Annotated in this window: 11 protein-coding genes; 3 read left to right on the plus strand and 8 right to left on the minus strand. The window is 33.2% G+C overall.

Annotated features, from left to right (window positions below; all coding sequences use genetic code 11):
- The first annotated feature begins 23 nt into the window (after positions 1–23).
- Positions 24–527 (plus strand): hypothetical protein, encoded by a 504-nt coding sequence (locus CGC47_RS00245; RefSeq protein ID WP_041999855.1) that lies wholly within the window; start codon positions 24–26, stop codon positions 525–527.
- A gap of 303 nt (positions 528–830) precedes the next feature.
- Here the strand turns inward: CGC47_RS00245 and CGC47_RS00250 are convergent, their stop codons facing one another.
- From CGC47_RS00250 to ubiE, 8 genes are all read right to left on the minus strand, one after another.
- Positions 831–1,865: a hypothetical protein gene (locus CGC47_RS00250; protein ID WP_095899839.1), complete on the minus strand. Its 1,035-nt coding sequence runs from the start codon at positions 1,863–1,865 to the stop codon at positions 831–833.
- Positions 1,866–2,121: 256 nt separating this feature from the next.
- Entirely contained in the window at positions 2,122–2,409 is a 288-nt protein-coding gene (locus tag CGC47_RS00255; protein WP_095899840.1) for a hypothetical protein, read from the minus strand.
- A gap of 237 nt (positions 2,410–2,646) precedes the next feature.
- Positions 2,647–3,303: a hypothetical protein gene (locus CGC47_RS00260; protein WP_041999868.1), complete on the minus strand. Its 657-nt coding sequence runs from the start codon at positions 3,301–3,303 to the stop codon at positions 2,647–2,649.
- Positions 3,304–3,945: 642 nt separating this feature from the next.
- The gene (locus tag CGC47_RS00265; RefSeq protein WP_095899841.1) at positions 3,946–4,299 is read right to left on the minus strand and encodes a VOC family protein; all 354 of its coding nucleotides are present in this window, start codon (positions 4,297–4,299) and stop codon (positions 3,946–3,948) included.
- Between the two features lie 132 nt (positions 4,300–4,431).
- A complete protein-coding gene (prfA, locus tag CGC47_RS00270; protein WP_013997009.1) occupies positions 4,432–5,505 on the minus strand; it encodes a peptide chain release factor 1 in 1,074 nt (357 codons plus the stop codon).
- Positions 5,506–5,574: 69 nt separating this feature from the next.
- Positions 5,575–6,171 (minus strand): DUF2911 domain-containing protein, encoded by a 597-nt coding sequence (locus CGC47_RS00275; RefSeq protein ID WP_172458707.1) that lies wholly within the window; start codon positions 6,169–6,171, stop codon positions 5,575–5,577.
- A 93-nt stretch (positions 6,172–6,264) separates the two neighbouring features.
- Positions 6,265–6,984: a type IX secretion/gliding motility protein PorT/SprT gene (gene porT, locus CGC47_RS00280; protein ID WP_041998948.1), complete on the minus strand. Its 720-nt coding sequence runs from the start codon at positions 6,982–6,984 to the stop codon at positions 6,265–6,267.
- Between the two features lie 21 nt (positions 6,985–7,005).
- The gene (gene ubiE / locus CGC47_RS00285; RefSeq protein ID WP_095899842.1) at positions 7,006–7,746 is read right to left on the minus strand and encodes a bifunctional demethylmenaquinone methyltransferase/2-methoxy-6-polyprenyl-1,4-benzoquinol methylase UbiE; all 741 of its coding nucleotides are present in this window, start codon (positions 7,744–7,746) and stop codon (positions 7,006–7,008) included.
- A gap of 329 nt (positions 7,747–8,075) precedes the next feature.
- Between ubiE and CGC47_RS00290 the strand changes: the two genes are divergently transcribed.
- Together CGC47_RS00290 and CGC47_RS00295 are read left to right on the plus strand one after the other, a co-directional pair.
- Positions 8,076–11,315, plus strand: a complete 3,240-nt coding sequence (locus tag CGC47_RS00290; protein WP_041998945.1) for a SusC/RagA family TonB-linked outer membrane protein — start codon at positions 8,076–8,078, stop codon at positions 11,313–11,315.
- Between the two features lie 21 nt (positions 11,316–11,336).
- Positions 11,337–12,905 carry a RagB/SusD family nutrient uptake outer membrane protein gene (locus CGC47_RS00295; protein WP_041998942.1) on the plus strand — a complete coding sequence of 523 codons (1,569 nt, stop codon included), beginning with the start codon at positions 11,337–11,339 and terminating at the stop codon, positions 12,903–12,905.
- The last annotated feature ends 307 nt before the right edge of the window (positions 12,906–13,212 follow it).

Below are 13,212 nucleotides of genomic sequence, written 5' to 3' on the forward strand. Positions count from 1 at the left end.
CAAAAAACTTAATTTATATAAAAATGAAACAAATAATTTTACAAGTTACTTTTCTTCTATATACAACAATAGCTTTTAGCCAAGATGTAAGTTTCAACATAATAAAGGATAAAACAACAGTTGATGAATATGGAGCGGTTACCCTACAAGTGGAAGTCGAAAATAAATCAAGTGAAGCGATAACTATTTTTAAACCTGCTGAAAAATACAATCAAAAATGGAGATATTATGGATGTGATATCAAGTGTGATGATTTTCCTTATTGGTTTTCAGGTAATTATGAATATGTAGGTTATAATAGTGATGATTTGTTAGAAATTTCTGCCAAATCAAAGGTAACTATAACTATAAATGGGCTCTATAATGGTTTATCATGCAGCTCTAAAAAATTTAAAGTCAAACTAATTTATGATGTCGTTGACTTTATCAAAAATAAAGAAGATTTGACCCCTGAAGAAGTTATAGTGATACAAAAACTCACTCCCATTCGTATAGTAAGTAAGCAGGTTGAGATAAAAGTAGAGTGAGTTTTGCTAAACGTTATTGAATAGAAATAGCGAATTTATACAAAAATTATTCATTTAAGTGCTACTTCTTTCAATAATGTAACGTTCTTTGTTTTATGTTTCAGATGAATGAAATAATAGGCAATGTGGTAAAAAATGGAGCTTTTTTAATTGATAGAAAATGCTTAAATCTCACGCGTTGATTGGAAGAGGAAACAAGAGAAATGCTGCAGAACAACTTGTTTAATGTTCAAAACGATAGTTTAAAGGATGTATTTGCATTGTATTACATTTATTTTTTAAGTTCTTGGCAAAAATAAAAAACTATTTCCGTTTTGCCCAAAGTGTTTTTTTTGTTCCTGATTCTGAAATCCAAAATCCGGTTAATGTATTGTTGTTTCTTTTAAAAGTAAGGGTATTGTTTTTTGCATTATTGTCTTTTTTGTCGTATTCTCTAAAAGAAAAAGTGTTGTTTGATTGCTCTATAGGTAAAAGATGAATGCCTTTTCTGTATTTTTTGTAAGCATAAATTCCTCTGTATGAATTAAAAATCATATAAAATGGATATTTTTCAGCAATAGTACCTTCGTATAGTTGTAAATCGTTAGAGGAGTGATATTGTTTTATATCTTTTCCTCCAATAAGCACAGCTCTGCCAAAATCGTTAAGCCAATGAGTAATTTCAGAGATACTGATTTTAGTTATGGTACTAAAACCAAATGTTTTATCGTTTTTATGGATTAAATTATAAGCATCGAAAAACAAATCCGATTCGTTGAAATAAAAATCCATTAAATTATCTTCCTTAATATATTGTAAGATATATTTTTGATATTCATCTGTTATTTGTGGGGCAAAATTTGCTATTCTTTGTTTGCTTACAAAGGCTTTAAAGGCTTCAAAGTCTGCTGTATTAAAGAAATCTTTTAAGTGATAAAGGTCTCCGTTTCTTGGATTAAAGTTATAATACTGATTCCAATAGTGCAATGTGTAAGAACTTGCAATTTGGTCAAAACATAACGCTACATTTCGCTCAAAATTTGAGAGAACTTCGTATTTCATAAACGACTTCCCATTAGCTGTACTATCCAATGCAATTCGTTGAAAGATATTGTTTTCTTTTTTATCAATAAGGAGTTCTATTTCAGATAATTGTAGTAATATATTGATTTTGCTCTCTACATACTTATCCTCACAAGAGATTATTGGAAACTCAAAATCATCATATTTATCTGATACAGGTTCTATTTTAATGAGCTGTTGAGCATATCCGTTTTCGTTATGGTAAAAAATAAATAATAAAATGATAATTCCATATAACCTATGGTTTTTATACGATTTGAAATGATTCTTTTTCATCTTATTGACTTGTATTTATTAGATACTGATTGCTGTATGTTTATTTATCTTTTGAATTATGTAATAAAAGTATGATGATAATTTTTTAGTATTAGGCTTAATAAAATTGAAATCTGATAAATTAGGGCTTTGACTTTGCTTAAACTGATAGAAAATGTTCATTTTCTATATCATTTTTTTTAAATCACATCTATATTTTCTATTTTTAGGATAATATAATCAATTATATTGCAGATAAATAAAAAACACAACGCTTTTAAGAAAAATATACCCAAAAAAACAACAAAAACAACAACGCTATACAAATACCATAGATTAAAATATTTTGTTTTAGTTGTTTTTTTCTTAATTTACTTCTGATAGCTGATTTTATACGCTCCAATTCCTCTTCGGATATTTCTTTCTCTTCAGATATTTTATCATTTACTTCTGACTTCCACCGATTGTTAGTTGTTTTATCTTTTTTGGCACGATATTTCTCACGCAAAGCATTGTTTGCATTTGTTCTTTTTATCATATCCAATACGTGTCCGCCAAAACTCATAATTGCACTTTGTTTTCCAATTGATTGCGTTAAAATAAATGATAGTTAATCAGTTAAGAAATTGATTTTTTGTATTTATTTTGATGATATTCCTTGATTTTACTCAAAAAAAATGCAATTTGACACAAGAAATAATCTATATTATGAAAAATAATACTCTTTTTTGAGTGTCATATAGAGCTAAGCTAAAGTCTATTTGTATTTAAACTTTGACTTGGATTAGTTTGATAGAAACTATTATCGTATTGCTCGTCCAAACATTTGTAAAAACTGAGGCTCATCGGAAAGAGCGTATTTTGCATAACTATAAAGTTCACGTGTCCATTTATCTAGAGCTTCAAAGGCTTTGTTTTTGTCTTTTGTAGCTTGTTCGCTTTCATTTTTTTCCTGAGAATAAATGGCGTACAAATCTTTGGTTTGTGAGATTTCCGATTGTTTTTCAGTGATTATCTGTTGGGTGATTTTTACCCTTTCTAATGGAGTGCGTAGGGTTTCTTGCTCAGTTAAATTCTTATAAAACAAAGTCATTTCTTCTAAAAGTGCCACGATAGACTTTGAAGGACTTCCCTTTAAGGCTAATCTTACCTTTGCTTCTTCATTATTTTTAAAAATGAGCTTTGCTTTGTTGCGATGTTCGCGATAGGATTTAGAGGTTTCATCCATTTTTTGTTTGAAATTCAGATACGCAACACGTTCTTCTTCGGTTTCTTTCTTGTTAGAACCATACTGAGCTTGAGCCTTTTCGTAAAGTGCCTTTCCTTTAGCAATTTCCGATTGAGAATAGCCATAATCGTCTAATTTCTCGGCAATTTTGCTATTATTTTCTAATGTTTCAAAAAGAACTTTAGCATTTTGAAGCATTTCTTCGTTTGTAAAATAGATTTTAGAAGCCATAATTTTATATTTTTTATAGTTAAACAATTGTATTTTTAATTTTTTATCAAGGATTTTTATTTTAGCAAGTCACTTTTTTATTTTCCGTACTTACTTTTTAATTTTCTACTAAAATAAGTATTCATTCCGTACTTTCTTTTGTATTTTCCGCTTTTACTTATTTATTTTTTACACTGACTTATTCTTTTTCCGCTATTGCTTTTATGTATTTTATAATGACTTTTAATTATTTATAATTTACTACTTAGATTTTGTTACTTTATCCTTTTAACTTTATACTTTATCCTTTTAACTTTTAACTTGTGACTTGGATTTTGTTACTTTATCCCTTTAACTTTACCCTTTATCCTTACCTCTTGCAACTTATCAGTTACTTTTGCTGTCAAAGTTAGATATTTAGGATTTATTTTCCTAATTTTTGGAAAAGATTTTTTATGGATTTTTAATTGACTATGAGAATTTTAAGAAGATGTTAGAATTTTTGCTTTTATTGAAAAAAAAATAAAATAGAAAAAATAAATAATTTTTGTGATAATAAATGAAGTTAGAGAAAAAAGTCTGTGTACTAAAGCCTTATGGTTAATGAGTTTTAACTACTTTAATCCTAATACTGAAAAGGTTTACTATTTTTCTATATCATTGTTACTTTTTATCTTCAAAGAATTCAAACCAATTGCCGTCGGGGTCTTCAAAGGTAAGTAGTTTTCCGTAAGTTTCATATCGGATAGTGCCAATAAAATGAACATTTTGGCTTTTTAGAGTTTCGTAAAGATTTTCCATATCGTCCACTTCAAACATAATCCTTGTTTTTTGTGGTTTGACTTTTCCTTTCTCGGCAGGACGTTTGAGAATAGCAAAAGAAGTCGCCCCTAAGTCAAATTCTACCCAATCTTCCTGCTGAAATTTCAGTACAAATCCCAATTTTTGAAAGAATGCTTTAGAAACTTCCAAATCGCTCACATATACCCAACAGGCGTAGATTTTTTTGATGGTCATTTTGGTTTATTTTTAAATTAACTTAATGTATTTCTTTGTCGCTACGATACTTTTGAGAGCATACAAAAAATCCATTCAACTAAATGTCGTTGAATGGATTATATTTTAATACACACAGAAAAACATCGGCGATTAAAACATATCGTTTTCTTTGAGTTTTTCGGTGTTTTCGGCAAGTTGTAGCTCGTCGATAAGGCGTTGTACATCGCCGTTGATTACATTTTGCAAATCGTAAAGCGTCAGCCCGATGCGGTGGTCAGTTACACGTCCTTGCGGATAGTTATACGTACGGATTTTAGCACTTCTGTCCCCACTGGAAACCATACTTTTGCGTCGTGCCGAATCTTCTTCCATCTTTTTAGCCAATTCCATCTCGTACAAACGCGAACGCAACACTTTCAAAGCCTTATCCAAGTTTTTATGCTGTGATTTTTCGTCTTGGCAGCGTACTTCAATCCCTGTGGGAATGTGTTGCAACTGAATGGCGGAATACGTAGTGTTCACCGACTGCCCTCCAGGTCCTGTTGAGGTCGTTCTGATGATTTTAACGTCTGCCATATCTAATTCCACGTCAAATTCTTCTGCTTCAGGCAATACCATCACAGTCGCCGCCGAAGTATGCACTCGTCCTTGTGTTTCCGTTTGCGGAACACGTTGCACGCGATGTACTCCAGCCTCAAACTTGAGCGTTCCGTACACATTATCGCCCGTAACTTCAAAGATGATTTCTTTATATCCGCCCGAAGTTCCTTCGTTGTAATCCATTACAGATGTGTTCCATCCTTTTGATTGACAATATTTTGTGTACATACGATACAGATCCCCTGCGAAGATAGAAGCCTCATCACCTCCCGTTCCCGCACGGATTTCCATTACGGCATTTTTGGCATCTTCGGGGTCTTTGGGGATAAGCATAAAGCGGATTTCTTCTTCCAATTGAGGAAGTTTTTCTTTGGCTTCATCCAATTGCATTTTTGCCATTTCCACCATTTCGGCATCGGTTTCATTGGCGATAATTTCCTCAGCCTCACTAATGTTTGAAGTTACAATGATGTATTCCTCTCGCTTATCGATAAGTTCTTTGAGGTCTTTATATTCTTTATTTAACTGAATGTATCGCTTTTGGTCAGAAATAACATCAGGCTGAATAATCAAGTCTGAAATTTCGTCGAATCGTTGTTTTACAATGTTTAATCTGTCAAGCATTTTTTGAAATTGAATAGTTTCTTTTGAAAATTGGTTGCAAAAATAGTAAAAAGAATCATTTTTGAGTGCTTAATTCCCCATATCACGCTCTAATTGCTTGATTTCAGTCAAGTGTTGTATGATTTTATTAACATTTTCGAGCTTATCTACCTCAATAGGAATAGCTACTTTTACATATTCCCATTTGATAATCAGGTTTACTTTGTTTTCCGTCATATCTTCGAAGGAATATTCCAAGCGTTCTTGCAATGTTTTTTGAGTTTCAACAGGGACTTTAATCTCAATAGCATTTTCATTAGGGTCATAACTATAAGCACCCCAAGCATCGGCGTCATAGTTTAAAACGACAGTCCATTCTTTCTCTTGTGGGGTAATAAAAATGGCGTAAGTTCCTGCTTTTGTTGGTTTTCCTCCGAAAAGTACATCTTGCCCAAATTTGATGCTGGTTGCTTCATTGGCTCCAGCACGCCATATTTTTCCGTAAGGGACTAATTCGCCAAAAATTTTTCGTTCGCGAACTCCAGGTCGGCTATAATCTACAGAAATACTGGTTATTGAAAACTGTTGTGTAACGGTTTGTCGCGGACTTGCCATTGGGTATTTATAGTTTTGTGCGGTAATTATCCAAGTGGAGCACAAGGCAAAAAAAGTAAAGTAAAATTTCATAAACTATGATTTTAGGGTTAAGTTTTTTTAATGATTTTTCGAGAAAATACGCTTTCTTTTGTATTGGTTCGTTGGTTCTTTTCTTAAATCAGATTATTCAAAGGTAAGATTTATCAAAAAACCTCTTGATTTAATGCTGTTTAGGTTGCCTGTCCAATTGCTGTTAGGGTCACGGTCAGGAATCAGTTCGTTTTGCAAAGAGAATAGCCCCCTAATGGAAGGTGACATTCTAAAATAAGGCGTGTAAATATCTAGTCCTAAGCCTAATTCGTAAAAGAAAATGTGTTTTTTTACTCGAAAACGGCGTTCGGAATTATCCACACTAAGTCCTTGATTACTACTTAGATTGATTGTTGCTGAAGCTCCTATAGTAGCGTAGGGTTTGAAGTTGTACCAGCGTTCGGAACTGAATTTCAGTAACAAAGGAATGTAGATGTAGGTGGATTTAACCTGACGTAAAAAATTTCTTTTTCCTTCTATTCCAGGAAAGGTTAAATCTTTTTGGTTATAAACCAGTCCGGGCTCAAAACGAAGGTTTACATATTTTATCAGTCTTAAATCGCCACTAAGTCCCACATTAAAGCCCCAATTTTTTTCGATACCTACTTCTTTATTGAAGTTAGATGAATAATTCAAATCTTTATAGTCGAATTTGAAATCGAACCTATTTATCCCAAAGTAATATCCCCATTGTACATTTTTTTCATCGAAATGCTCCAAATTATACAAAGGCTCTTTGCGTTGCCCCCAAAGACTTGAAGCTCCTGCCCAACCTAAGCACAATAATGTTATAAAAAACGTATGTATTTTCATTGCTTTCTACCGAAATTAATTTTATCCCTTTTTATTACCTACGTAAATAGTAGCTACTCCGCCTAATGTTTGCGGAAAGTAATTGGTTTTTTGATATCCTACGTGCTCTAAAATGGCTTTGAATTTTTTACCATAGGGGAAAGAAGAAGCCGACTCGGAAAGGTAGGAGTATGCTGATTTATCTTTTGAAAAAAGTTTTCCGATAGTGGGCATCAGGAACTTGGTATATAAGTAATATCCTTGTCGGAAAGGGAATTTTTCAGGGACAGAAGTTTCTAGAACTACTAACTTTCCGCCAGGGCGCATAACTCGATAAATTTCAGATAGTCCCTTTTCCAAATTTTCAAAATTTCGCACCCCGAAAGCCACAGTTACGGCATCGAAAGTATCATCATCAAAAGGTAAATTTTCGCTATCGCCGTGCATCAGCTCGATGCGATGTGTCAGATTTTTTTTACTGATTTTTTCTTTTCCTACAGCGAGCATACCTTCAGAAATGTCTAATCCTACAACCTTTACCTCTGGAATTTGAGTTAGAGCGATAGCCAAGTCGCCAGTTCCAGTAGCTACATCAAGCACCTTTTTAGGGGTAATTTGAGCCACTTTTTCAACCACTATCTTTCGCCATTTTATATCGGAGCCCAACGAAATGACACGGTTCAATCCGTCATAATTGCCCGATATGTTATTGAACATTTGCCTAACTTGAGTTTTTTTTCCTTTATCAGAGTCTTTATAAGGAGTGATGTTATTTTTGGTCATAAAAATACGCTTGTTATTTTTTGCAAAGATAAACATTTAGTGTAAAAATCAGTGATTTATTAAGATTACTTTCAATTAGGTGTTTCGTGCTTTTCGTGTTTTTGTTTTGTAATCAAAAAAATTAACATTCTTTTGTATTTAATTATTTTTATTGTTGATTATATTTTTATTTGTTTTTTTATTAGTTAAAAAAATATATTCTGTTTAATATTTTTAGAATATTTTTTAACTTTATTTCATTAGGATTAAAATATTTGCTCATTATGTTTTTGGTCTTTTAAAAAATAATTTGATATTTGTAACGGACTAATTCAAAAACGTATATGATAATGAGAATGAAATTAACAGCAATTGTGATTCTTTTCTTTGTAGCGTTGAGTTTTTCTTTTGCTCAAGAAAAGACGATTTTTGGTGTGATTAAAGACAATTCAGGTATTCCTCTTGCAGGTGCTAATGTTCTGGTAAAAGGGACAACCGTTGGTGTGGAAGCTGATTTTGATGGAAATTACACCATACAGGCAAAAGAAGGAGCAGTTTTGCAATTTTCTTTTGTAGGTTTTGTAACCAAATCTGTCAAAGTAACGGGGAACTCAAAAAGTTTAAAGATAGATGTGGTAATGCAGGAAGATACTCAACAATTGGATGATGTTGTTGTGGTTGCTTACGGAACAGCTAAAAAACAATCTTTAGTTGGGGCTCAATCAACTATGACTGCTAAACAATTGGAAGTACGTCCTATAACGAACTTAACTAATGCTTTGAGTGGTATTGCTCCTGGTGTTCAGGTAACTACCTCTAGTGGACAACCAGGAAGTTCAAGTGATATTCGTATTCGTGGGTTCGGTTCTATCAATGCAGGAAATGATCCTATATACGTTTTAGATGGATCTATATACAGAGGAGCTATATCTGATATTCCTAGTCACGATATTGAAAGTATATCCGTTTTAAAAGATGCAGCTTCTTCATCACTTTATGGTTCAAGTGCGGGTAATGGTGTCGTTTTGATTACAACTAAAAAAGGTTCTTCTAAAGCTAAAAACACTCCTATTGTTACATATACCAATAACATAGGTTTTTCTAAAGAGGGTCAAGAGCATTATGAAACAGTAGGGGCGATGGATTATTACCCTTTGCGTTGGCAACAATGGTTTAACGAATACAAATATTCACGTAAATATACCGATGAACAAGCCGCTGCTGCCGCTAATAAAGATGTACTTGATGCTTTTAGGTACCAACCTTATGCAGGAATAAAGTCATACTATCAGTATGATAGTACAAACGATATGTGGAATTTAACTACAACACCAACTTCTACAGATAGCTATCCAGCTTTGGTACTTGCTGATGGGAAATTAAATCCTGAAATCACAGGGCTTTTATGGAGTGATGATTTGGATTGGGAAAAAGCTTTATATAGAACAGGAATAAGAAGTGAACATAACTTGAGTGTCAATTACGCTACAGATAAGCTTAAGAGCTATATGTCTGTAGGATACATAGATGAACAAGGATATCGAATAAAATCAGACTATCAAAGAATTTCAGGGAGACTTAATTTAGATTATGATGTAAAGAAATGGCTTTCTGTAGGAACCAATTTAGCATACACCAATAGAAAAAGTAATTCTCCTACAGCCACTGGTGGACAGCTTAGTAATACATTTAGCTTTATAAGAACCATAGCTCCCATTTATCCTATCCATAGACATAATGATGACGGAAGTTATGTGATAGACAATAAAGGGAATAAGGTTTTTGATTATAGTAAAGATCGTCCTTTCAGACCCAATTATAACCCTATCCTCTTGTCAGAATTAGATTTGCTTGATTCTGATAATAATTCATTTGTTTCAAGAAGTTATGTAGAAATAAAGGTTATTCCTGAATTGAAATTTAGAGCAAGCTATTCCCACGATTTGTTACAATATACAACACGCAAACGATACAACAACGTATTAGGTGATCAACCTGATGGTTTGTTTGAAATTTACAACTATAAAAATAGCACCACTACTTTTATTCAATCGTTAGAGTATGATAAAATGTTTAAAAAACATCACTTTAATGTACTTTTAGGGCACGAAAGTTTTGATTATAAGCAATATAGTAATACCTCCTCTAAAAAAGGAGTTGTGTTTCCTGGGGTAGATGAACTTTCAAACTATAAAGAGCCCGCCTCTTTAACATCAGCAACTAATAGATATACCAAAGAAGGTTATTTTGGAAGACTTAACTATAACTATTCCGATTTATATAACTTTTCACTGTCGTATAGACGAGACGGAACCTCACGTTTTCACCCGGATCATCGTTGGGGAGATTTTTGGTCAGCTGGAGCAGGTTGGCACGTGAAAAATCAACTATTGAAAGAAGTTAAATGGATTGATAGGCTCAAATTGAGAGCTTCTATAGGACAGACTGGGAATGATGCGGTTAGTTCATACTATGCCTATCAGACTACATACTCAATAGTGCGTAATGGTGAAGATTTAGGGCTTCGTATAGGTAATTATTCAAATCCGAATTTGGTTTGGGAGAAACAACAAAGTACTGATGTTGCTCTGGAATTTGGTTTGTTTGATAGATTAGATGCCACCTTAGAATTGTTTGACAAGCGATCTAAAGATTTGATTTTTTCTTTTCCACTTCCTACCTCTACAGGAGTTGGAAGCATAGATAAAAACATTGGTCAGATTCGTAATTATGGAATTGAAGCCGATTTGACTTTTCATATTTTCAAAAATAGAAATTTCAGATGGAATATAAACGTAAACGGTACTGTGCTGAAAAATAAAGTTCTTGCGCTTCCTGAACACAACAGAAAAGAAGGGATAGAGAGTGGGTATCATAAGTATCTAGAAGGGTCTAGTATATATGATTATTATTTAAGAAAATGGGCAGGAGTTAATCCTGATGACGGGTTCGCTATGTATGTTATTGATGCAGAAAGATACCCTGATAAGGCAGATCCTAACAGTCCTAATTTCGAAGGTATTGATAAAACAGGAGAAAGAGCAAAATACACAAGAAATGCTGATATTGCCAAAAAAGAATTTGCTGGATCTGCTATTCCTGATTTGTACGGAGGAATCTCTACAAACTTAAGTTGGAAAGGATTTGGTTTAAATATGCACTTTTCTTATCAAATTGGAGGTAAAGGGTTCGATGGAGGATATGCTTCGTTAATGGGAAGAAGCCTCAGTGGAGGTAATGCTTTACACGTAGATATGAAAAAAGCTTGGACAAAAGAGGGGCAGGTTACCGACGTTCCGCGACTTGATTCTGGGCATTATGGGCAATTTGATTCACATTCGGCAGATAGATTCTTAGTTTCCAGAACGGCACTTATGCTCAAAAATGTGTCATTGACCTATACATTACCAAGTGATTTGGTGAAAAAACTTGATGTGTCTAATATTCGTGTTGGTGTATCTGGAGAGAATTTATTTTTATGGTCTAAACGTAAAGGATTTAACCCAATGAGTAACTATGGAGGTGTTACAGGATTAAATTCCTATAATTACGCTAAAGTAGTTACGTGTAGCTTTTTGATTTCTCTATAATAAACTTTTAAACAAATAAAGATGAAAAATATAGTTAAAATAATAATGTTGTTAGTCGTTGTTTTTACAATGAGTTGCTCTAAGGATTTTTTAGAAACTAGTCCTTCGAGCTCTATAGGTCAAAAACAAGCAGAACAAACAGAACAAGGAGTAGGGGCTATTTTGCAAGGTTTGCATAGTATGGTTTATACCTATAATTTCGGACAAGGTTTCGGTCTTGGACAACCCTCGATGGCTGTGCAACTAGATATTATGGGGGACGATGTAATTAATACACTTCCTGCTTTTTATATGGAGCAATATAGATATACAGGCAGTATGACGGCAAGCAATGACAGTCATATAAACTACAAAGCTTGGGATTATTATTATACCATCATTCAACACGCTAATAAATTGCTTAATGGGATTGAGAACTTAAGTGGTCTTTCACCAGAGACAAAAGCAAATTTTTTAGGTCAAGGATATGCATTTCGTGCTTGGGCTTACCATAATTTAGTTCAACTTTTTGGTAAGCGTTACCAAAAAGGGGGAGCTAATGATCAATTAGGAGTTATCATCAGAACACCTGATAAGTTAGAAGATCATTTACCACGCTCAACCGTGGCAGAGGTTTATGATTACATTCAGGCAGATATGACAAAAGCCTTAGAGTATTTAAAAGATGTACCTAATAGCGGTAAAAAGAATGATTTGCGCTATGCGACTGTTTGTGGTATCGCAGCCAGGATAGCTTTGAGTAAAGAAAATTGGGAGGAAGCCGAAAAATATGCAAGTTTGGCTATTGAAAAATCGGGTGCTTCTTTACAAACAGGTAAATCATTATTGAATGGTTTTAATGATATTAATGCTACCGAGTGGATGTGGGCTTATAAGCAAGGCGCAGACCAAAATTTTTACTACAATGGTTTTTTTGCTCACTATTCGTATAACTTTAATTCTTCAAGGATAAGAAGTTTAAGAATTGCCATAAATAGAGATATTTATGATGATATGGGAGAAAATGATGTACGTCGTAAATGGTGGGTTTGCTTGGATAGAGGAGATAAAATACCTTCGGATGCCTATGATTTATATTTTAGGGGTGGTGTAAGTAATCCTAATTGGGAAATTACAGGTCAATCAATAAAGTTTAAAGCTCTTTCGGCAACAGATAGTAGAGGAGATGTGGTTGTTATGCGTTTAGCAGAAATGTATTACATTAAGGCAGAAGCAGAGGCACGTCAGTCTAAAGAAGCTCAAGCAAGAGAAACCCTCAATAAAATAATGATAACAAGAGATCCTGATTACAATACGGTTGCAACAGGTGATGCTTTGATAAATGAGGTAATGCGTAATAAACGTATCGATTTATGGTTGGAGGGACAAAGATTCTTCGATATGAAACGATTAAAAGAAGTGCATAATAGAGTAAATTCAAAGAACATAACACGCTATTTACGAGGTTCTAGGAAGCAAACAGCAATTAATCGAAATTCAGGAGAATTTGTTCAAAATATTCCGACATCGCCAGATAGCAAGTATTGGCAATTTGCCATACCTTATGGTGAAATAAAAGGAAATCCGCTTTGTCAACAAAATGAATTATAATCCATTTCATAATACTAGATTTTATCACATATAATGATTGGGTTTCATATAAACTTACGAATAATAGCATAAATTTAAATGAAATTTTATGACAAGTGAGTCCGATGTAACATCGGACTCACTTTGTTTTTAATAAAATTTATCTTACTTGAAAACATTAAAATAAGATACGTATTTTTATGAAATTTCTTCACTAACAAACTTTGCTGTATAATGACGATAATTTTCAGATGATATATACTTTAATTTAGATGATTTTTCTTTAACCAAATTATGTAATATGATTTTTTGAAAATAGTACTATATT

Origin of the sequence: Capnocytophaga canimorsus, assembly GCF_002302565.1 — a bacterium.
Lineage (GTDB): Bacteria > Bacteroidota > Bacteroidia > Flavobacteriales > Flavobacteriaceae > Capnocytophaga > Capnocytophaga canimorsus.

Bases quoted from the DNA above. Each gene is read 5' to 3' on its own strand.
- ubiE (WP_095899842.1), bottom strand. From the start codon at position 7,746: ATGACCAAAAATAACATCACTCCTTATAAAGACTCTGATAAAGGAAAA.
- prfA (WP_013997009.1), bottom strand. From the start codon at position 5,505: ATGCTTGACAGATTAAACATTGTAAAACAACGATTCGACGAAATTTCA.
- CGC47_RS00260 (WP_041999868.1), bottom strand. From the start codon at position 3,303: ATGGCTTCTAAAATCTATTTTACAAACGAAGAAATGCTTCAAAATGCT.
- CGC47_RS00295 (WP_041998942.1), top strand. From the start codon at position 11,337: ATGAAAAATATAGTTAAAATAATAATGTTGTTAGTCGTTGTTTTTACA.
- CGC47_RS00255 (WP_095899840.1), bottom strand. From the start codon at position 2,409: ATGAGTTTTGGCGGACACGTATTGGATATGATAAAAAGAACAAATGCA.
- porT (WP_041998948.1), bottom strand. From the start codon at position 6,984: ATGAAAATACATACGTTTTTTATAACATTATTGTGCTTAGGTTGGGCA.
- CGC47_RS00290 (WP_041998945.1), top strand. From the start codon at position 8,076: ATGAGAATGAAATTAACAGCAATTGTGATTCTTTTCTTTGTAGCGTTG.
- CGC47_RS00245 (WP_041999855.1), top strand. From the start codon at position 24: ATGAAACAAATAATTTTACAAGTTACTTTTCTTCTATATACAACAATA.
- CGC47_RS00265 (WP_095899841.1), bottom strand. From the start codon at position 4,299: ATGACCATCAAAAAAATCTACGCCTGTTGGGTATATGTGAGCGATTTG.
- CGC47_RS00250 (WP_095899839.1), bottom strand. From the start codon at position 1,865: ATGAAAAAGAATCATTTCAAATCGTATAAAAACCATAGGTTATATGGA.
- CGC47_RS00275 (WP_172458707.1), bottom strand. From the start codon at position 6,171: ATGAAATTTTACTTTACTTTTTTTGCCTTGTGCTCCACTTGGATAATT.